The 19,365-nt window shown below is 41.4% G+C and carries 16 protein-coding genes; 12 read left to right on the plus strand and 4 right to left on the minus strand.

What is annotated here, in order from left to right; all coding sequences use genetic code 11:
* Nucleotides 1–3: 3 nt before the first annotated feature.
* The 12 genes from ACTJJG_RS05650 (at nucleotide 4) to ACTJJG_RS05705 (ending at nucleotide 13,882) form a co-directional block, all read left to right on the plus strand.
* Nucleotides 4–1,623 carry an ABC1 kinase family protein gene (locus ACTJJG_RS05650; RefSeq protein ID WP_032062866.1) on the plus strand — a complete coding sequence of 540 codons (1,620 nt, stop codon included), beginning with the start codon at nucleotides 4–6 and terminating at the stop codon, nucleotides 1,621–1,623.
* Nucleotides 1,624–1,747: 124 nt separating this feature from the next.
* Complete coding sequence (locus ACTJJG_RS05655) at nucleotides 1,748–3,061, plus strand: FAD-dependent oxidoreductase (RefSeq protein WP_032070417.1); 1,314 nt, start codon at nucleotides 1,748–1,750, stop codon at nucleotides 3,059–3,061.
* 26 nt (nucleotides 3,062–3,087) lie between these two features.
* Entirely contained in the window at nucleotides 3,088–3,486 is a 399-nt protein-coding gene (locus ACTJJG_RS05660; protein WP_032062863.1) for a VOC family protein, read from the plus strand.
* 161 nt (nucleotides 3,487–3,647) lie between these two features.
* Nucleotides 3,648–4,421 carry a bifunctional phosphoribosyl-AMP cyclohydrolase/phosphoribosyl-ATP diphosphatase HisIE gene (gene hisIE / locus ACTJJG_RS05665; RefSeq protein ID WP_032062861.1) on the plus strand — a complete coding sequence of 258 codons (774 nt, stop codon included), beginning with the start codon at nucleotides 3,648–3,650 and terminating at the stop codon, nucleotides 4,419–4,421.
* Nucleotides 4,422–4,430: 9 nt separating this feature from the next.
* On the plus strand, nucleotides 4,431–5,933 hold the full coding sequence (locus tag ACTJJG_RS05670; protein WP_032062860.1) for a UvrD-helicase domain-containing protein: 1,503 nt from the start codon (nucleotides 4,431–4,433) through the stop codon (nucleotides 5,931–5,933).
* 23 nt (nucleotides 5,934–5,956) lie between these two features.
* Nucleotides 5,957–7,342: an AAA family ATPase gene (locus ACTJJG_RS05675; RefSeq protein WP_032062858.1), complete on the plus strand. Its 1,386-nt coding sequence runs from the start codon at nucleotides 5,957–5,959 to the stop codon at nucleotides 7,340–7,342.
* 296 nt (nucleotides 7,343–7,638) lie between these two features.
* A complete protein-coding gene (locus tag ACTJJG_RS05680; protein WP_032062856.1) occupies nucleotides 7,639–10,488 on the plus strand; it encodes a monovalent cation/H+ antiporter subunit A in 2,850 nt (949 codons plus the stop codon).
* Nucleotides 10,485–10,853 carry a Na+/H+ antiporter subunit C gene (locus ACTJJG_RS05685; protein WP_002115033.1) on the plus strand — a complete coding sequence of 123 codons (369 nt, stop codon included), beginning with the start codon at nucleotides 10,485–10,487 and terminating at the stop codon, nucleotides 10,851–10,853. Before ACTJJG_RS05680 ends, ACTJJG_RS05685 begins: the two co-directional genes overlap by 4 nt.
* Nucleotides 10,853–12,664: a monovalent cation/H+ antiporter subunit D gene (locus ACTJJG_RS05690; RefSeq protein WP_372552476.1), complete on the plus strand. Its 1,812-nt coding sequence runs from the start codon at nucleotides 10,853–10,855 to the stop codon at nucleotides 12,662–12,664. The genes ACTJJG_RS05685 and ACTJJG_RS05690 overlap by 1 nt, the downstream gene beginning before the upstream one ends.
* Nucleotides 12,665–12,666: 2 nt before the next feature.
* Nucleotides 12,667–13,194, plus strand: coding sequence for a Na+/H+ antiporter subunit E (locus ACTJJG_RS05695; RefSeq protein WP_004794999.1), 528 nt, complete (start codon nucleotides 12,667–12,669; stop codon nucleotides 13,192–13,194).
* Nucleotides 13,191–13,466, plus strand: coding sequence for a monovalent cation/H+ antiporter subunit F (locus ACTJJG_RS05700; RefSeq protein ID WP_016142368.1), 276 nt, complete (start codon nucleotides 13,191–13,193; stop codon nucleotides 13,464–13,466). Before ACTJJG_RS05695 ends, ACTJJG_RS05700 begins: the two co-directional genes overlap by 4 nt.
* 11 nt (nucleotides 13,467–13,477) lie before the next feature.
* Nucleotides 13,478–13,882 carry a Na+/H+ antiporter subunit G gene (locus ACTJJG_RS05705; RefSeq protein WP_005065884.1) on the plus strand — a complete coding sequence of 135 codons (405 nt, stop codon included), beginning with the start codon at nucleotides 13,478–13,480 and terminating at the stop codon, nucleotides 13,880–13,882.
* Between the two features lie 56 nt (nucleotides 13,883–13,938).
* On the opposite strand, the gene ACTJJG_RS05710 is transcribed toward ACTJJG_RS05705, so the two are convergent.
* The 4 genes from ACTJJG_RS05710 to rimP are packed head-to-tail and all read right to left on the minus strand — an operon-like array spanning nucleotide 13,939 to nucleotide 19,096.
* Nucleotides 13,939–14,340 carry a ribosome-binding factor A gene (locus ACTJJG_RS05710; protein ID WP_002157043.1) on the minus strand — a complete coding sequence of 134 codons (402 nt, stop codon included), beginning with the start codon at nucleotides 14,338–14,340 and terminating at the stop codon, nucleotides 13,939–13,941.
* The gene (gene infB / locus ACTJJG_RS05715; protein WP_317799704.1) at nucleotides 14,340–17,039 is read right to left on the minus strand and encodes a translation initiation factor IF-2; all 2,700 of its coding nucleotides are present in this window, start codon (nucleotides 17,037–17,039) and stop codon (nucleotides 14,340–14,342) included. The genes ACTJJG_RS05710 and infB overlap by 1 nt, the downstream gene beginning before the upstream one ends.
* A 10-nt stretch (nucleotides 17,040–17,049) precedes the next feature.
* Complete coding sequence (gene nusA, locus ACTJJG_RS05720; RefSeq protein WP_002115134.1) at nucleotides 17,050–18,534, minus strand: transcription termination factor NusA; 1,485 nt, start codon at nucleotides 18,532–18,534, stop codon at nucleotides 17,050–17,052.
* Nucleotides 18,535–18,571: 37 nt separating this feature from the next.
* The gene (gene rimP, locus ACTJJG_RS05725) at nucleotides 18,572–19,096 is read right to left on the minus strand and encodes a ribosome maturation factor RimP (RefSeq protein WP_002114922.1); all 525 of its coding nucleotides are present in this window, start codon (nucleotides 19,094–19,096) and stop codon (nucleotides 18,572–18,574) included.
* Between the last annotated feature and the right edge of the window lie 269 nt (nucleotides 19,097–19,365).

Consider the following 19,365-nt stretch of genomic DNA (forward strand, 5'->3'; position numbering starts at 1 on the left):
TATATGATTCCGCACGTTTCACGTTTACTCGAACTTTGGCGTATTGCAGCGCACTATAGACTCGATACGTTGTTCCCTGCGGATGAATTACCAGTTAAAGCTCAGCATGCATTAAATATTATTAAAATGCATCCAGCTGCATGGTCGAGTCGTGAACGTAAAAATCCTTTAAAGCTCAAAGAAGCATTAGAAGATATGGGACCACTTGCAATCAAGCTTGGTCAATTACTGTCTACTCGCCGTGACCTAATTCCACCTGAGGTACTCGCTCAACTGGTTTTACTTCAAGATCAAGTAAAACCTTTTGATGGAGATGTTGCCAAACAACGTATTCAAGATTCTTTAAAAGCTGACATTAATACACTGTTTGCTCGCTTTGATGACCAGCCATTAGCTGCTGCATCAATTGCCCAAGTGCATACTGCTGCATTGCATGATGGTCGCGAAGTCGTTGTTAAAGTGACTCGCCCTGATATTCGCAATCAAATTTTACAAGATTTTGAAATTCTGGCATGGCTAGGAAATACGTTAGAAAGCCGCCTTGAAGCTGCTCGTGCGTTGCATCTCACCGAAATTATTCAAGACTACCGCCAGATCATTTTAAATGAACTGGACTTGAGTATTGAGGCTGATAACACCCGTCGTATGCGCCATTACTTTACTGGCTCAACCATGATGTATGTGCCAGAAGTCTACATGGACACCAAAGATGTCATGGTGGCTGAGCGCATTACAGGCGTGCCTATTTCAGACACGGTAACCTTTGACCGTTTAGGCATGGATCGCGCACAACTTGCAGAAAAAGGGTTAACTATTTTCTTTACGCAAGTATTCCGCGATAACTTTTTCCATGCAGACATGCACCCTGGTAACGTCTTTGTAGAAACCATTAATCCAAGCAATCCACGCTTTATTGCGCTGGACTGTGCGATTATGGGTGAGCTTTCTAAGCACGACCAGATGACAGTTGCCCGTATGTTGCTTGCTGTCATGAACAGCAACTTTATGCAGCTCATTCAAATTGTGCATCAAGCTGGCTGGATTCCACCGGGTACAGACCAAGATGCTTTAGCACGTGAAATGCGCCGTACTGTTGGGCCAATGGTATCTAAACCAATGGACCAGCTTGATTTTGCGGGTATCTTAATTCAAGTGATGGACATTGCTCGTCGCTTCCATCTTGAGATTCCGCCACAGCTCATGCTGCTACTCAAAACTTTAGTGCATGTAGAAGGCCTAGGGACTGACCTTTACCCGCAACTCGACATCTGGAAATTGGCAAAACCAATTTTGACGGAATGGGTCAAATCCAACATGAACCCAGTCAAAAATGTAAAAGAACTCGGCCAGCAATTACCTGACCTGCTTTTAGGCGCTCAAGATTTCCCAAGCTTAATTATTGATAGCTTAAATGGTTTAAAAAATCAGTCAGCTTGGCAAGACCGCCAGTTACGCGAAATTCAGCAACTTCGTTTGCAAATGGAACATCAGCAACGCCGTAGTTGGATGTTCGGCAGTACTATGCTGATTTTGCTGACTATTGCAATTATTAGCCCTTGGTTTGTTTCGATTATTCTAATTGTGCTGAGTAGCTTATTAGCGCTTTGGCGTATATTGAAATAAGTTCAAAATCCCTTGCCAATGCAAGGGATTTTTTTATGGAAAAAATTTAATTTTCAAAAAATTTATAGATCAGCTATTCGTTCATTGCTAAATTGAAGCTATAAATGCTTCAAAAGAACAAACAATGAAAACACCTCATTTTGCCATTATCGGTGCAGGTACAGCAGGTTTAGCCACTGCTATTTTGCTTGCCCGCCAAGGCAATAACGTTACTATTTTTGAACAAGTTGATGAGTTATCTCCGGTAGGTGCCGGTTTATTACTACAACCTGCGGGCTTAGCTGTATTTGAACACTTAGGTGTGCTCGAAAAAGCCTTAACATTAGGCGCAAGAGTAACAGGCCTAGAAGGACAACTTCCGGACAAGCGCCTTTTAGTTAATAGTCATTATCACGAAGCATCAGCAAACCTCTATGGTCTAGGTATACACCGAGCCACTTTGTGTCATGTACTCACTCAAAAGCTTAGCGAGTATTCAAGCCAGATCACTTGGCATATGAACCATTCTGTTGAAAGTTTTGAAGAACATAATGATGAAGTTCGGATATTCGGCAGTCATCAAAACCAAAAGTTTGATGCTTGCTTTGATAGCCTACTCATTGCCAACGGTGCACGTAGCCAGTTACGCCCTAAAGCATGGGTAAAGGTTGACAAAGCTTATCCTTGGGGTGCGGCATGGAGTATCGTACCTGAGTGCCAAGTTCTCGATTCTGAAATTCTGCATCAATTTTATGATCGCTCGAAAATTATGATGGGAATTCTTCCTACAGGAGCGATTCCAACTGAACCTCAACAGCGCCTTTCAAGTGTTTTTTGGAGTCTACCTACACCACAACTACAAAGCTTTTTACAAGATGAGCAGGCTAAACAAGCTTGGTTAAAGCAAGTCTCAGAACGTTGGCCCAAAGTTGCAGAATGGCTGAAAGAAATTTTGTATAACAGTCAAACTCAGCCTAAATGGCTATCTGCAAACTACCGCGATGTGGTCCTGACTCAATTTGGTCAGGGTCGAGTTGGAGTAATTGGAGATGCAGCTCATGCGATGAGTCCACAGTTAGGTCAAGGTGCAAATATGGCATTATTGGATGCTTGGGCTTTCTCTCAATCATTACAACATGCTCAAAAGAACCAGAGTATTGATTGGTCCCTGCTCTGGCAGCACTACCACCAGCTTCGCCGTTCATCCACCCAGTTTTATCAATTTCTTAGTCGCTTATTAACACCACTTTATCAATCTGATCATTGGTGGGCTGGAGGTTTAAGAGATCTAGTTTTTCCGTGGATGTATCAAATCCCTTATTTTCGAAAAGAAATGGCAATTACGATTTCAGGCTTAAAGACTGGTCCATTCCAGCAACTTGATTATGATCAGGTAGCTCAAACGCCTAAAGAAAACAGTGCATTTCATTTAGAAAGCGAATCTCTGTCTGACTATTAACCCCACCAAATAATAGTGAGTAACACATGAAAATCAGCCATCTTGATCATCTTGTTTTAACTGTCTCGAATATTGAAACCACCTGTCATTTCTATCAAACCGTATTGGGGTTTGAGGTCATCACGTTTAAAGGTAATAGAAAGGCCCTAAAGTTTGGAAATCAAAAAATAAATTTACACCAGCAAGGCAATGAGTTTGAACCCAAGGCATTACAGCCGACTCCTGGATCTGCCGATTTGTGTTTTATTTCTGACACTCCCATTTCAGAAGTAGTTGCGTACCTTAATCAATTAAATATTCAAATTGAAGAAGGTCCGATTGAACGTACTGGTGCAATGCATCCTATTCTTTCAGTTTATATTCGTGATCCAGATCAAAATTTGATTGAGATTTCAAATATTCTAATGACTCAGCCATCTGAATAAGGCACTTATGAGTAAAAAGTACAAGCTACTCATTACGCTGACAAAGACAAAAAGGACAAAGAATTTTTCCGCAAAGCGACGTTGATGCCGTACACTATACAAGCTATTTTTAGCATCTGATTGAAATCAATTTATAGTTCATATTTCTTTGGTGATTCCTCATGAATAACACGCAATGGCTCGATGAAGTAAAATTTAACGAACAAGGTCTTATCCCTGCCATTGCTCAACATCATCAAACCGGACGTATTTTGATGGTGGCGTGGATGAACCGTGAATCACTTGCGCTCACAGCAGAAAAAAATCAGGCGGTGTATTTCTCTCGCTCTCGCCAAAAACTTTGGCACAAGGGTGAAGAATCAGGTCATTTCCAAACGGTTTATGAAATTCGTCTGGACTGCGACGGCGATGTAATCATATTACAAGTTGAGCAACACGGCGGTATTGCATGCCATACAGGTCGTGAGTCTTGTTTCTACCGTAAACTTACCCCACAGGGCTGGGAAATTGTCGATGCACAATTAAAAGACCCTACTGCAATTTATGGCGATAAAGCCAAAACTGAAAGCCACGATCATGATCACACGACAGAACAAGTGGATGTACTTGCTCACTTAGGGCAATTAATGCAAGAGCGTAAACAAGCAGAAGCGGATACGTCATATGTTGCAAGCCTCTATAAAAAGGGCATCAATAAAATCTTGGAAAAAGTCGGTGAAGAAAGCGTAGAAACCATTATTGCTGCGAAAGACTACGCTGCTCAAAATACAGAAAGTAATTTAAATGACTTGATTTATGAAACTGCCGATTTGTGGTTCCATAGCATTGTCATGTTGGGTTATTTCGATCTTAATCCACAACTTATTATTGACGAATTAGCTCGTCGTCAGGGTTTATCTGGTTTAGTTGAAAAAGCTAACCGCAACAAGGTTTAAAATCACTCAGTGTCGAATATCGAAAAACCTAAAGCCACCTATGAGCAAGCAATTGCCATAGATAACGCACGTCTTGGGCAATCATTTAAAGTGATTGCCTATGCGGGTACAGGTAAAACTACTACCTTACAAATGATTAGTGATGCCATGCCTGAACGGCGCGGTATGTATCTAGCATTTAACAAGGCAATTGCAGGCGAAGCACAAAACAAATTTCATCGTAATGTAGATTGTCGTACTTTTCACTCCCTCGCTTTTCGCAGTGTGCCACGAGGTGTGACTGATAAATTACGCTTACCTCGCTTAAGCCCAAGCTTTATTGCAAAAGAATATCGACTACAACCTATAACTTTGCGACGCATGATGGGTGGACGTTATGAAAAATACGTCTTAATGCCAAGTCGCCTCGCAAGTCTTGTCGCCAATGCTGTCAGCTATTTTTGCTCGACCAGCTCGCAATACCCTGCTCCTCGACATATTCAGGCACCAAACTGGTTACATCCAGACGATATTACCGAGTTACAAACTCATCTTTACCCTGCTGTTGAACGCCGCTGGTTAGAGTCGATCGACCCAAATCATCAGGCAGGAATTGGTCACGATATTTACCTCAAACTTTGGGCATTGTCTGAACCGAACATTCCAGCCGATTATGTACTATTTGATGAAGCACAAGATGCCGATCCTTTAATGTTGGGCATTTTGCTTCGTCAAAAAAATACTCAGGTTATCTATGTTGGCGATGCACATCAGCAAATCTACGCGTGGCGTGGTGCAATTAATGCCATGCAGCAATTACCATTGCCAGAGTCTCGCCTCACCACTTCTTTTCGTTTTGGTGAAACGATTGCAGATGTTGCCAATGCATTGCTGGGCGGCTTAAATGAAACTGTTCCTCTGCTTGGTAATCCAAACCAGAAATCAAGTGTTGTAAATAAACCACACACTAAAATGCGTGATGCGATTTTGTGCCGTACCAATGCTCGTGCAATGGAACTTTTATTAGCTGGTTTAGTTCACGGCGATAAAGTAAGTTTGCAGGCTGACCATCAAAAACTAAACCGTTTTGTAGATGCTGCAAGCCTCTTAAAGCAAGGAAAACGGGTTACTGATGTACCTGAATTAGCATGGTTTAATTCATGGCATGATGTTCATGAATACTGTGAAACTAATGAAGGTAGTGATATTAAGCCATTGGTTAAACTTGTCGATGACCACGGTACCGACCCACTAAAAAAAGCGCTTGCAAAGATTACACCACTTGAGCAAGCTGATTATGTCATCTCTACAGCCCACAAAGCGAAAGGCTTAGAATGGAACCGCGTTCATATTGAAGATGACTATCAATTTAAAATTAATGGGTTAGAACACAAGATTACCGATGAAGAATTAAGATTACTGTACGTTGCCTGTACTCGTGCTAAAGTAAGTCTAAATATCCATCATCTTTATGATCTGATACAACAATTAAAACTAAGGGCGCCTTTAAGTCTTCGTCAGTCGGTTGGTTGAAGCGCTCATATTTAGGTGAGCCTATGAAACTTGAATCTGTCCAATTTAAACATATTGCTCTGTTTCACGACCTTAAAATACACTTTCACTATGAAAAACAGCCAATCACCTTAATTTTAGGTGAACAGGCAACTGGTAAAAGTATGTTGCTCAAACATACTTACCATGCTTTAACTTGGTTCCCTGCTCGCCTTAAAGATTTGCGCAGTCCCGGTATTGTCATGCCTGATCAAGACATTACTCAGTCACGTCTACAATCAAAAATTGAAGTGACTATTCAAGTTCCTTCAGAAATTGGTCATCTGCCAGAAAGTACCTCTGCTCAGCAGGTAGATTCTTCACTGTGTAGCTGGAAGCTTTTTAAAACCTTAAATGCAAGTGGGATTGGAGTGAGCCAAGTTGAAACTCAGCAACTTGACCAAACCATGGCTCTTTATCAACAAGTCATAAAAAAAGATCCATTACAAGGACTTCCCTTAATCGCTTACTACCCAGCCGAGCGATTTGTAAATGATATTAATCTGCTTAATAAAAATTTACCTGGCATTACTCAAGCCATTTCAGCCTATGATATTAGCCCACTACCGTTTACAACTTTTACACGCTTTTTTGAATGGCTACGAGAAATCAGTGATATTGAAAATGCTCAAGCTGCATATCTAGTACAACGGATTAGATCTAAACAGTCAGATCAGCAAGATCAAACAGAATTATTAAATGAGCTCCAAAAAGAGTTATCAGGGCAACCTAAACAGCTCACTTCACCCAATCTCTACGCCCTCAAGAATGCATTAAGTATAGTTTTACCTGAGCTTAAAGATATCTATTTACAATATCAGCCTCGGTTGCAACTTATGGTTGATTATGAAGGTCAAACCTTACCTTTTCAGCAGCTTTCAAATACAACCAAAACTTGGATTGCTTTAGTAGGCGATATAGCCCGCAGACTCTGTTTACTCAATCCATTAAGTTTAAACCCTTGCCTTGAAGGAGACGGCATTTTACTCATTGACCAGATTGATGCACAGCTCGACTCAACACATTGCTCCGAGATCTTAAATCGACTTCATCAAGCATTCCCACGCCTACAAATTATTGCAACAGGAAGTCGTGAAGAGTTACTCGAACATGCTTCAACCTATCAATGTCTAAAATTAGAGCACGGTAAAGTTAGCCATCTTGATTTAAACACCACCAAACAACAGCTTGAACATATCTACACCTTACTTCAAAGAAGCGAACCTTTAATACCATCTATGGAAGCACAGCCTTTGAGTTTAATAGACCCAACACCAGCACCGATTGAAGTTTTATTTCAGCAGATTCAGGGTTTAAATGAACAACAAAAAAATGAATTATTAAGGATGATTCATGCGGGAGACGCACCGGAAGAAAGCCCTTCGGTTTGAGTTTTATAATCAAAAAAAACCACACTCACAAAATATATGGTGGAGTACGGTTTTTTAGGCATTAAAATAACTAGATGTTGTTACTACATGTAATAACATCAGATTTTCAATGCTTTTTTAGTGTACAATAAATTTCATTTTGCGTTTTTATTCTTCAAGTTGCGCAATACAACTTGTTTCTCGCTTTATTTTCTAATTTGGTTGGGTTTTCGGAATAATAAGCTTTGGAACTCTCTTTGAATTCCTATCTATTCTGAAATTAAAATTTCACCTTTAGGTTTCGACCTAAATCACATATGGATACGAGTGTGCTACCGATAATTATCTTATTACCGTTAATATTAGGCACCACCCTTGTTTCATTGCTTCAACGGTTCTCGCGTGGAGTAACGGCTTTAGGGGCAATTGGAGTCAGTTTAACCAGTTTTGGTTTATTACTGACTCAAGCTAAAACTGTGCTTGGTGGTGCAAGCATTCAACAAAGCTGGGATTGGCTACCTCAATTAGGGATCAATCTGAGCTTTAGACTTGATGCTCTTGGTTTATTATTTTCTCTTCTTATTACCGGTATCGGTACACTCATTTATATATACGCCTATTATTATTTAGGCCCTAAAAACTCATTAAGTAAACTCTATACTTTACTCATGCTGTTTATGGCAGCAATGCTGGGAATTTCGCTCTCTAATAATCTTATTATTTTATTAGTCTTTTGGGAGCTCACCAGTATTTCATCTTTCTTGTTAGTGGGTTATTGGAGTCACTATGAAGCTGCTCAACGTGGCTCTCGGATGGCACTCACCATTACAGGAATGGGCGGTTTAGCGATGCTAGGTGGATTTGTTCTATTAGGACAAATCACCGGAACCTATGAAATTAGCGAAATCATGGGCATGAAAGATGTTATCCAAGCCCACGCTCTTTTTATTCCAATGTTATTGCTTATTTTGCTTGGCGCATTTACGAAGAGTGCTCAGTTTCCCTTTCATTTTTGGTTACCTAACGCAATGGCGGCACCCACACCAGTGTCTGCTTACCTACACTCTGCGACCATGGTAAAAGCGGGGATTTTTCTACTTGCCCGCTTACTTCCAATTTTTATAGGCGCTGCGATTTATCATAATATCGTTACGTTTGTCGGCCTATTTACGCTCTGTATGGCAGCGTGTTTTGCCATTTTCAAAGAAGATTTAAAAGGACTGTTAGCCTATTCAACCATTAGTCATTTAGGGCTTATTGTTTGTTTACTCGGTATCGGTTCTCCTTTAGCGGTTGCCGCTGCTATTTTCCATATTATTAACCATGCAACATTTAAAGCAGCGCTGTTTATGCTTGCAGGGATTATTGATCATGAAACCGGCACACGTGATCTTCGAAAACTCAGTGGTATTTGGCAATTACTTCCTTTCACTGCCACACTCACCATGATTACCGCTGCCTCTATGGCAGGTGTACCACTTACCAACGGCTTTATTTCAAAAGAGATGTTCTTTACCGAGCTATTGGCAAATCTTTCAGGTTCAACAGTTATCTTTGCCAGCATCATCGCAACACTGGCTGGTATCTTCGCAGTAAGTTATTCAATTCGCTTAGTGCATGGTGTGTTCTTTGACGGCCCAATTGGTAAACAAGTTCCAAATAAAGATGCACATGAACCACCTATCGGGATGCGTGCTCCAGCCATTCTTCTTGCTGTACTCTGTATCTTGGTCGGCGTTCTGCCTTCCTTATTGGTAGAACCACTGGTCAATAGCGTAACTAGAGCAAGCATGATGCAGCCAAAATTTGCGGGTACACACCTTGCAATTTGGCATGGATTCAACGCTCCTCTTGTGATGAGTATTATTGCTTTAGTGGGCGGTACGCTGTTCTACTTTGCTTTAGCAAAAGACGGCATGATTCGTAAAATTGACCTTGACCCACGTCTAGGCAAATTACAAGGCCGTATCTTATTTGATTTATTTTTAAAACATCTGCTGCTTACAAGCCGAAAAATCAAACAAAAAACTGAAAATGGTTCATTGCAAAGTTATTTGTTCTGGATCATTGCTTTTAGCATCATCATGGTCACTATGCCTTTACTCAATCAAGGGCTGAGCACAGGTACACGTGAACTCACCCATGCTCCATGGATTGCTGTGGTTCTTTGGCTGACGTTGTTCTCAGGCTGTTGGATGATGCTCTGGTTCCACCATGAGCGCATTAAAGCAGTACTTATTAGTGGTGCAATTGGTCTAGTGGTAACGATGGTCTTCGTCACCATGTCAGCACCAGATTTAGCGCTGACTCAAATTACAGTAGACGTTGTAACGACTGTTCTTTTATTAATGAGCTTATCTTTACTTCCACAGCTCACGCCGTATGAATCTCGTCGTTCTAGACGTTTGAGAGATGCTGCCTTAGCAATTATTGGAGGTCTAGGAATTGGCTGGATTACTTGGCTGATTTTAACCCGTGATCATAATTCAATTTCTTGGTTCTTTGCCCAACAGTCTTTACCACTTGGTGGTGGCTCAAATATTGTAAATGTCATTTTAGTTGACTTCCGTGGCTTCGATACCTTCGGTGAAATTACGGTATTAGGCATTGCTGCGATTGGTGCCCTATGTTTAATGGATGGTATGCGTGTACACGGCACAACCATGACGCAAGGCCTCACCTACCGTTTTAATCCTTCTCCGCTTATGTTCCGTATTACGGCCTCTTGGGTATTACCTCTAGCGCTTGTCGTCAGTGTTTATATCTTTTTGCGAGGACATAACTATCCAGGCGGTGGTTTCATTGCAGGTCTAATCACCTCAATGGCGCTAATCATTCAATATATTGCACTAGGTCAAGATCAAGCAGAACAGCTGTTAAAAGCGAAGTCTGGCCGCCTTTACGAAGTCTGGATTGGCACAGGATTAACGATTGCAGGTCTGACTGGTATAGCAGCATGGTTCTGGTTACGTCCGTTCCTCACAAGTGCTCATGTCTATGTTGAATTACCAATTCTAGGAAAACTACATCTAGCTTCAGCTGCAAGTTTTGACTTGGGTGTTTATATCACCGTTGTAGGCGCGACAATGTTGCTCATCTCTGTATTAGGCGACTCTCGTCATTCGAGTATGTCCGGTCCTGTACCACATCGGGAGGAATCATCATGATCAGTTTAGAATTCTTACTGGCTTCTGCTATTGGTTTACTTGTTGCCACAGGTATTTATCTGATTTTACGTGCTCGTACTTTCCCTGTTGTGCTCGGATTGGCTGTAATCGGTTATGCAGTAAACCTATTTTTATTTGCTATGGGTCGATTACAAATCAGCTCACCAGCAATTTTAACTGAAACGACAAAAATAACCGATCCACTCCCTCAAGCGTTGGTGTTAACCGCCATCGTGATCGGTTTTGCAACTACAGCGTTTATTGTACAACTTGCGCTACGTAGCCGTTATGAATCAGGTAGTGATCATGTTGATGCTAAAGAAGATGCTTCTCCAACATACGACCCACGTGAGGATGAGCCGTGATGTTTGATTTTTTATCTTTTTGGCAACAACACACGCCTATTTTTAGCATTCTCATCCCAGCATTTACTGCTTTTATCTTATTACTGTTAGGCAACCCTGGGGCAGGTGCTTTAAAAGATGACTGGCGCCAACCTTGGCGTCGTGGCATTAGCCTTATCTCAGCAATTGCCGGATTAATTACCGCTATTGTTTATCTTAGTTACGCCAGCACGGGGCAAATTACTGTTTACCAATTAAGTGAATGGTCCGCGCCATTTGGTATTGTGCTTGTACTCGATCGTCTTTCAGCCTTTATGCTGGCACTGACTTACGCATTAGCAGTACCAGTTTTATGGTATGCAAGTGATAACTGGGATACGCGTGGTCGCTATTTCCATGCCATGGTACATTTTCTATTAATGGGGATTTGTGGAGCATTTCTAACAGGCGACTTATTTAACCTTTTCGTCTTTTTTGAAATCCTGTTGATGGCTTCGTATGTGTTGCTCTTACATGGACAAGGCAAACCTCGTTTTCAGCTTGGCGTTCACTATGTCATTATCAATCTTTTAGCCTCTGCCCTTTTCTTAATTGGGCTTGGTATGATTTATGGCAGTGTGGGTAGCCTCAACATGGCGGATGTCTCACGTCTTATACCGACACTTGAAGCAGATCAACACAAATTAGCAGTCGCGGGTTCCTTACTTCTCCTTGTCGTTTTCGGTATTAAAGCAGCAATGCTTCCTGTCGGTTTTTGGCTACCAAAAACCTATGCTGTTGCAAGTACGCCTGTAGCTGCAATTTTCACTATCATGACTAAAGTCGGGATCTATTCTATTTTACGTGTAAATGGAACAGTATTTGACGATGCGCTTAGTCAAGAAATCTTAAAAAGCTGGTTACTTCCTATTGGCTTAATTACTTCACTCTATGGTGTGATTGCCGCAATTGGAGCAGATCGTTTACGTCGCTTTGTGGGCTTTATGGTCCTTTCTTCAATTGGCACCTTGCTTACAGCAATTGCCATGTCTAATACGCAGGCATGGTCTGGTGCTTTATATTACTTAGTGCACAGTACATTGATCGGCGCAGCTTTTTATCTATTTTGTGGATGGATCACTTCACAACGTGGAGATTTTAAAGATCATTTAAAAGTTGCCCCAAGAATCAAACAAGAAAAAGCAGCTATGCTGACTTATTTCTTGATTGCGATGATGATGGCTGGATTACCACCTTTTAGTGGTTTTCTTGGAAAAGTATTCATTTTACAAGCGACAGTTGAAGCTAGCTATCAAGGCTGGATTATTGGTGTTGTGCTTGTTGTGAGCCTATTAAGTATTATTGCACTCACACGTGTTGGTTTTATCTTATTCTGGCGCGCATCTGCTCCAGAACAAGATCCAATCCATCCAGCTTATATTCTTTATCGTGCTTTGCCGGAACACGCACCACCACGTAACGATCAAGTCATCTATCTATTACTAGCTGGTTTAATCGCTTATGTTATCTTTGCTGCACCAATTCAGCATTACACATTAAGCACCGCACAACAGATCCAAGACCATGCGCTTTACCAACACTCTATTCTTAAAGTAGATCAAAACGGTGAGGTCATCAGTGTACAGCCATATGACCCAAGTTACTTACCGGAAACGAAGTATGGCGGTGAAGTTGAAGATCATAATGCTTATCTTGTTCCAGATATTATTTCGAAAGATACGCTCAATGGCGAACATATTTCTGAATATAAACAACGACAAATTCAGCAACAGGACAAACTCCAAACGCCGACCATTGTTGATGAAAGTCAATTGAAACCTATGGAGCCATAACAATGCAGTTATCTCATTTGCTTGAACGCTGGTTTCCACATCCATTTGTTTCGGTTCTCATCATTTTGTTTTGGTTGATGCTGGCGCATAGTCTGGATGCGAGTGATCTTTTGACTGCTATGCTTTTGGGCTTAATTATCCCTCGCTTAGTCAAACCGTTTATTACTCGCACACCGCATATTCACTGGAAACCTGCGGTTAAACTATGTTTTGTGGTTCTTTGGGATATTATTATTTCTAACTTTAAGGTCGCAAAACTTGTTTTGGGACCTACTAAAAAATTACATCCTAAATGGTATCGCGTACCTTTAGAAACAGAACATGAGCAGGTTAATACCTTACTGGCAATGATCATTACCACAACACCAGGTACAGTTTCTGCAGGTATCGATCAAGAACGTGGGGATATTCTGGTTCATGCTTTAAGCACGGATAATACTGAATCTGATATTCAAGACATCAAACAACGTTATGAAATTCCTCTTATGGAAATTTTTGATGTGAAAAGTAAAACGGAGGCAAGTGCATGACAATCCTACCCTATGCTCTAGGTATTAGCTTGATTGCCATTACAATCTCGATGCTACTTTGCCTTTTTAGACTGGTTATGGGGCCTTCAATTGTAGACCGCCTTTTAGCGCTCGATACGCTTTTCCTCAATGCAACTTGCCTGATTGTTGTGTTAGGCATTTATTGGATGACGACTTCTCTATTTGAAGGAGCACTGCTGGTTGCGATGCTAGGTTTCGTATCTACAGCTGCCTTAGCACGCTACTTCACAACCGGTCATGTTATCGATTAAGGAGAGGTCAAATGCAATTTACAATGGAAATTATTGTTTCGGTCTTTCTGGTTTTTGGCGCCTTCTTTATGTTAGTTGGCTCAATCGGTATGGTCCGTTTACCCGACTTATTCATGCGGTTACACGCGCCAACTAAATCGAGTACGCTTGGTTTAGGAAGCTTTCTAATCGCTTCAATGATCTTTTTTGCTTTCCAAGGGCGGTTCGGTTTTGCAGAGCTACTCATTACCCTTTTAGCTTTCATTACCGCGCCAGTTTCGGCTAATTTGATTGCACAAGCTGCGCTACATTTACGTTTACGCTCACTGAGTGGTGAAGTACCTGAAGCTATTGAACGTCCTCTACCTTGGGATCGTTATAAAATTGGCCAGCGCTTTTCACAAAACAAACCGCCAATGGAGCCTCCTAAAGAATAAAAAATTGAATCAATAAAAAAGCCACCCGAAGGTGGCTTTTTTATTTTGAGTTTTAATTACTCTTCATCATCTGACTTACGTTCTGGTAAATCTTGTACCGCTTTTTCGATTAGACCAAACATATAGTTACCATATGCATTCGTCTTATCGTAATGGAAACGTAAGCGAGGCGTAATACGAGTCTTAATGCGACGGCTCAATTCATGACGCAAGAAACCGGAAGCTTTATTTAATACATCTAAAGTTTCTTTATTTGCTGCTTCACTTTGCTCATCGCCTAGTTCACGTCCCATAACAGTGACATAAACTTCAGCATAACCCATATCCGCACTGACTTTCACCGCAGAGATGGTCACTAGACCACCTAAGCGAGGATCTTTAAGCTCTTGACGGATTAGATCAGACAACTCACGTTGTACTGAATCCGCCATGCGCTTTAAGCGTTGGCTACCCGCCATTAAAGACTCCGTTTAATCAATTGAACATCATACACTTCGATCTTATCTTGTGGTTTGATGTCTTTATAACCTTTCACTGCAAGGCCACATTCCATACCAGCACGAACTTCATCAACAACGTCTTTATAACGACGAAGAGACTCAAGCTCACCTTGGAAAATTACAACATCATCACGTAATACGCGAATCGGTTTATTACGATGTAATGTGCCTTCAAGTACCATACAGCCTGCTGCTGCACCAAACTTACTTGAGTGGAATACTTCACGTACTTCCGCAACACCCAAGATTGTTTCACGATGTTCAGGAGCAAGCTTACCGCTCATGGCATCTTTCACGTCATCAATCAATTCATAGATGATGCTGTAGTAACGAATATCGATACCATCTTGGTCACTTCTCTGACGAGCAGTCGTATCGGCACGAACGTTAAAGCCTAATAATACAGCTTCTGAAGATTCAGCAAGAATCACATCAGACTCGGTAATCGCACCAACACCTGAGCTAATTACACGAACTTTTACCTCATCAGTAGATAATTCATGTAGAGCAGCATTCAATGCTTCTAAAGTACCACGTACGTCTGTTTTCAAAACAACGTTCACTGTAGGAACATCTTTTTTGCCCATTGACGACATGATATTTTCAAGGCGCATAGCACTTTGACGATCAATACGTTTTTGACGCTCACGGTCAGCACGAGCATCGGCAACTTCACGCGCTTTCTTCTCGTCATTTACAACAAGAACTTCATCACCTGCCATCGGAGCATCTGGAAGACCAAGAATTTCTACTGGAATAGATGGTCCTGCTGATTTAATCGGCTTACCGTTTTCATCAGACATTGCACGGACACGACCATAAGATGAACCTGCAAGAACAAGGTCACCAATGTTTAATGTACCGTTTTGAACAAGAATCGAAGTTACTGCACCACGGCCTTTATCAACACGTGCTTCAATAACAACACCTTGCGCAGCACCTTCAGCAGATGCTTTTAATTCCATCAATTCTGATTGAATAAGAATTAAATCAAGGAGTTCATCAATACCTTGTCCACTGTGTGCAGAAACTTTAGCAATCGGAACATCACCACCCCATTCTTCTGGAACGATTTGTTTCGTTGTTAATTCATTTAACACACGGTCTGGATCAGCAGATTCTTTATCCATTTTGTTGATTGCAACAATAATTGGAGTACCTGCTGCACGAGCATGGTCAATTGCTTCTGCAGTTTGTGGCATTACACCGTCATCTGCAGCAACAACTAATACAACGATATCTGTTGCTTTAGCACCACGTGCACGCATTGAAGTAAATGCCGCATGTCCTGGTGTATCAAGGAATGTAATAATTCCTTTTTCTGTTTCAACGTGATATGCACCAATATGCTGGGTAATACCACCTGCTTCTCCAGCCGCTACTTTCGAACGACGGATACGGTCAAGCAATGATGTTTTACCATGGTCAACGTGACCCATAATGGTAACAACTGGCGGACGAGTTGTTTGCTCACCACGAGCTTCTTCAGCTGCTTCAAGCAAGTTATCTTCCGCTTGTGTATCAGAAACTAAAACAGGGTTGTGGCCCATTTCTTCTACAACAAGTGCCGCTGTGTCTTGATCAATAGCTTGATCTTGATTAACCAATTCACCCATTTTCATAAGTGTTTTGATAACTTCACGTACTTTAATCGCCATTTTTTGAGCAAGATCGGCAACAACAATGCTTGAACCGATTTCTACATCATAAACTTGCTTTTTAACTGGCTTTTCAAATCCATGCTTATTCGCTTGGCTTGATTTTAAACCACGTTTGTTATGGTTAACAAAGCTTTGCTCTTCTTGACCACGACGGCCACCTTTCTTCCCAGCACGTGGGTTAGTGGTTGCGCCACCGCGTTTAATTTCACGGTCTTCTTGCTTAAATGAATCTTCATAAGCTTGGCCAACTAGACCTGAAGCAAGTGGAGAATCATCAATCACACGAATTGTCGTAGTAGCATCGTCATTTGAATACTTAGACGCCATTTTGCGCATTTGTTCAAGTGTACGTTGCTGAGCTTCTTCAGCTGCTTTACGACGTGCAGCTTCTTCAGTTGCTTTTAACTGAGCTGACTGCTCTTCACGAGCTCGTTTCTGTTCTGGAGTTTCCGCTGGTTTTGGTGCAGGTTTTACTGTACCACCACCACGCTTTTTCACTACAACAGCAGCTTTTGGAGCTGTCTGTGCAGCACTATCTTGTTGATGAGCAGCACGCATAGCATCTAAAGTTGCTTTAGCTTTTTGCTCTGTTTGAAGACGCGCTTTTTGCTCGGCAGTTTCACGCGTTTGCTGTTCTACACGTGCTTTAGCTTCAGCTTCTGCACGTGCTTTAGCTTCAGCTGCAATTTGTTCAGGGTTTGGTTTAGCAAAAACCTGTTTTTTACGTACTTCTACGTTAATCGTTTTTGCTTTACCTGAAGTACTTGCAACTTTAGCGGTACTGGTTGTTTTACGTTTCAACGCAATTTTTCCTGTGTTACCACTTTCCTGACCATGAACTTTTTTCAAATGATTGACCAAAGTATCCTGTTGTTCAGTGGTAATAATGTCGTCTGCTGTACGTTGAGGCAAACCTGCTTCACGAGCCTGTTCTAGGAGCTTCTCAACAGGACGTCCTACACTGAGAGCTAACTCTTTAATCGACTTGTCCGTCATATTTCATCTCCTAGTTAAACCATGATTCGCGAGCTTTCATGATCAATTGACCTGCTTTTTCATGACCAAGTCCTTCAATATCAGAGATATCGTCAGTAGCCTGATCTGCCAAATCGTCGACAGTAATAATACCGCGAGCGGCAAGCGAGTAAGCGATCTCAGAAGTCATGCCTTCCATAGTGAGAAGGTCTGCGCTCGGTTCTTGAATATTTTCTTGCTGTTTCAAAGCATCAGTAAGAGCTGCTTCTTTTGCACGACTTTGCAATAACTCAACCAATTCAGCATCAAGCTCAATTTCGTCAAAAGTCTCAGCAGGAACATAAGCAATCTCTTCTAAAGAAGTGAAGCCCATTTCCACCAATGCCATTGCTAAATCTTCTTCAATATCGAGACGTGATACAAACATATCAAGATATTGCTGAGCTTCATTTTGCTGACGAGCACGATACTCTTCTTCAAGCATCATGTCGAGTTTGTAGCCAGTTAAATCAGAAGCTAAACGAACGTTTTGACCTTGAGAGCCAATCGCACGAGCTAATTGATCGCTGGTTGCAAAAATAATGTCGGCACTTCTTGCATCTTCATCAAGCACGATGCCTGAAACATCAGCTGGTTCTAATGCACTAGCAATGTATTGAGCCGGATCATCAGACCAGACCACTACATCAATACGTTCACCATTTAACTCTTGCTGTACAGCTTGAATACGCGTACCACGCATACCAATACATGCACCTACAGGGTCAATACGGTGATCATTTGTTTTCACTGCAATTTTAGCACGAACGCCCGGTTGACGTGCCGCTGCTTTAATTTCAATAATTTCTTCAGAAATTTCAGGAATTTCTTTTTTCATTAAAGCAATTAACATTTCAGGCTTAGCGCGTGATAACAACAACTGAGCGCCACGACCTTCACGGTTAACATTATATAAAATAGCGTTTACACGTTGTTTTGGACGAAGAATTTCTTTTGGAATCATCTCTTCGCGTGCAAGATAAGCTTCTGCATTGTCGCCTAAGTCGATAATGAAGCCATCTTTGGTTTGTTTTTTCACTTCACCGTAAATTAACTCACCAACTTTAGACTCGTATGCATCAGCAACTAAAGCACGCTCAGCTTCACGAATTTTTTGTACAATAACTTGTTTTGCAATTTGTGCAGCAATACGACCAAACTCAATAGACTCTACTTCGAGTTCACGCACGTCACCAATTGACCATTTAGCTGGATCAACGTCAGAAATTGCATCTTGGCAAGCTGGCATTTCATGATCTTCATCTGCCACAACAGTCCATTGACGGAACGTACGGTAATCACCAGTTTTACGATCAATTTCTACACGAAGCTGAGCTTCTTCAGCATGCGTACCTTCGTAAAATCTTTTCTTCGTTGCAGCAACTAGAGCTTGTTCTAAAGCTTCGAAGATCGCTTCACGACTAACACCTTTTTCATTACTAACCGTTTCAACAACGGTAAGAATTTCGCGGCCCATAAGTCACCTACCGATTTCTTATAAAATTTAAATAAATTTAATCTTGATAGATCAAGTTTGCTTTATCGATATTGTTGCTGTCGATCACAAGCACATGCTTCCCATCAACTTCAACCTGAATTTCTTCATTTTCAAGGTCTACTGCGATAAGTTTTGCTTGAAATTTACGACGGTTTTCTACTGCTGCAATTAAACGCAAAGCAATTTGTTGTCCGATGTAGCCTTGTAACTGTTCTAGTTGAAAAAATGGACGATCCCAACCCGGTGAAGAAACTTCTAATGAATACTCACCTGAAATTGGATCATGAACATCCAACATTGCGCCAACTTGTTGTGTTACACGCACACAATCTTGTACACCAATACCACGGCCTAGTTCTACTTCGCCATCTTCATTAATTACAGGCTCAGCATCTTCACTTACCGCTTTATCGATATAAATACGCAATAATGAACGTTTACCTTGTGGGAGAAACTCGATTCCCCAAAGGTCGACACCACATGCTTCCACTGCAGGAACAATTAAGTCATGCAATGCTTGGGATTTATTTGATAATTTCATTTACTCTCGTCATTCTCGTGCGATTCAATCGGTTGTTTTAACCGACACAGACCTACTATAGTGAAGCATGACTATTTGACCAATTGATGTCGACACTACACGATAGCGATACGATAACCAATAAAAAAGGGCGTTAATCGCCCCTATTTAGCACAGAAAACAATAGTCCACTGTGCAAAAAGGCCCACCTGTCTGTGAGCCTCTTTTAAGAAACTTGGTAGCGGGAGCTGGATTTGAACCAACGACCTTCGGGTTATGAGCCCGACGAG

This window comes from Acinetobacter sp. 22512, assembly GCF_052044755.1.
GTDB lineage: Bacteria > Pseudomonadota > Gammaproteobacteria > Pseudomonadales > Moraxellaceae > Acinetobacter > Acinetobacter pittii.

What these genes read in the sequence shown, in the direction of transcription:
- ACTJJG_RS05650 (WP_032062866.1), top strand. Translation starts at nt 4, where the DNA reads ATGATTCCGCACGTTTCACGTTTACTCGAACTTTGGCGTATTGCAGCG.
- ACTJJG_RS05655 (WP_032070417.1), top strand. Translation starts at nt 1,748, where the DNA reads ATGAAAACACCTCATTTTGCCATTATCGGTGCAGGTACAGCAGGTTTA.
- ACTJJG_RS05660 (WP_032062863.1), top strand. Translation starts at nt 3,088, where the DNA reads ATGAAAATCAGCCATCTTGATCATCTTGTTTTAACTGTCTCGAATATT.
- hisIE (WP_032062861.1), top strand. Translation starts at nt 3,648, where the DNA reads ATGAATAACACGCAATGGCTCGATGAAGTAAAATTTAACGAACAAGGT.
- ACTJJG_RS05675 (WP_032062858.1), top strand. Translation starts at nt 5,957, where the DNA reads ATGAAACTTGAATCTGTCCAATTTAAACATATTGCTCTGTTTCACGAC.
- ACTJJG_RS05680 (WP_032062856.1), top strand. Translation starts at nt 7,639, where the DNA reads ATGGATACGAGTGTGCTACCGATAATTATCTTATTACCGTTAATATTA.
- ACTJJG_RS05685 (WP_002115033.1), top strand. Translation starts at nt 10,485, where the DNA reads ATGATCAGTTTAGAATTCTTACTGGCTTCTGCTATTGGTTTACTTGTT.
- ACTJJG_RS05690 (WP_372552476.1), top strand. Translation starts at nt 10,853, where the DNA reads ATGTTTGATTTTTTATCTTTTTGGCAACAACACACGCCTATTTTTAGC.
- ACTJJG_RS05695 (WP_004794999.1), top strand. Translation starts at nt 12,667, where the DNA reads ATGCAGTTATCTCATTTGCTTGAACGCTGGTTTCCACATCCATTTGTT.
- ACTJJG_RS05700 (WP_016142368.1), top strand. Translation starts at nt 13,191, where the DNA reads ATGACAATCCTACCCTATGCTCTAGGTATTAGCTTGATTGCCATTACA.
- ACTJJG_RS05705 (WP_005065884.1), top strand. Translation starts at nt 13,478, where the DNA reads ATGCAATTTACAATGGAAATTATTGTTTCGGTCTTTCTGGTTTTTGGC.
- ACTJJG_RS05710 (WP_002157043.1), bottom strand. Translation starts at nt 14,340, where the DNA reads ATGGCGGGTAGCCAACGCTTAAAGCGCATGGCGGATTCAGTACAACGT.
- infB (WP_317799704.1), bottom strand. Translation starts at nt 17,039, where the DNA reads ATGACGGACAAGTCGATTAAAGAGTTAGCTCTCAGTGTAGGACGTCCT.
- nusA (WP_002115134.1), bottom strand. Translation starts at nt 18,534, where the DNA reads ATGGGCCGCGAAATTCTTACCGTTGTTGAAACGGTTAGTAATGAAAAA.
- rimP (WP_002114922.1), bottom strand. Translation starts at nt 19,096, where the DNA reads ATGAAATTATCAAATAAATCCCAAGCATTGCATGACTTAATTGTTCCT.